The organism is Phaeobacter sp. B1627 (assembly GCF_006265095.1).
Taxonomy (GTDB): Bacteria; Pseudomonadota; Alphaproteobacteria; order Rhodobacterales; family Rhodobacteraceae; genus Epibacterium.
The window spans coordinates 1-826 of sequence record NZ_VCNK01000111.1; the positions used below are offsets into that span (position 1 = coordinate 1).

At 43.8% G+C, this 826-nt stretch carries 1 protein-coding gene; it reads right to left on the bottom strand.

Translation table 11 applies throughout. From position 1 onward, the window contains the following. Window positions 1–30 precede the first annotated feature (30 nt). Entirely contained in the window at window positions 31–534 is a 504-nt protein-coding gene (locus tag FGE21_RS19890; RefSeq protein ID WP_139665130.1) for a hypothetical protein, read from the bottom strand. Window positions 535–826 lie beyond the last annotated feature (292 nt).

An 826-nucleotide genomic window follows, 5' to 3' on the forward strand; every position in this document is an offset into this window, starting at 1 on the left:
AAATCAATGGGTCCTGACCCTAAGTGGTTCTTAATGATTTGCATCCTGCCTTTGGAGGCGGTGACTAATGACAACTTTGTCTACTCCAGAGCGGATCAAGTTTTCGTTCAGGTATTTGGGAACATAACTGTCGAAAGCCACAATTTTAGGCATAACGCTGTTTTTCATACCTTTTATCCGAGAGGCCACTGCTGGCGCAAATTCATCAACGTCTCGAATAGAAACGAAGACACAATAAAATTCCTCATTCCAGATCGCGTCGATTGCTTGATCGACAACTTGAAACGACTTTACAGTCCACCAAACACCTTCAACGAAATGGTTGGTCGTATCTTGTGGTCTGAGAGGAAGACCAATGAATAACGCCTTTCGATCGGAAGCAGCGAACCAATCTTTTACTCCACCTCTTAAGTATGGCATGGATTCTGCCAGTACGTTTGAGATTGTACTGGAGAGGGAGCTATCTTTTTCTCGCGTTATGTATCGATTTGACGCTTCTGGTTTAGTGTCCTTGATTCTATTGAAGTCGCGCATTTCCGAATCCTAATTTGATGTATATTAACCATAATTTGGAGAGCGCCATTGCCATGATAGAGCTGTCGTACATTCATCAATCATTCGGAATAGTGTCATATACTCATACTGGCGAACATCTATCCTTTTTTTGGGGGGGCTATCAATTTGGATAGTACTTTCATCATTGACAGTGCATGTTGGCCTTGTTGATAGCGTGGACGCCGCCTCCCGACTGCATCGTAATGTGCCAATGTGATGAGTGTTGAAGTTGTGACCTGCTCCCCTGAAATGTCCCCGGTTTAAAGCTAGC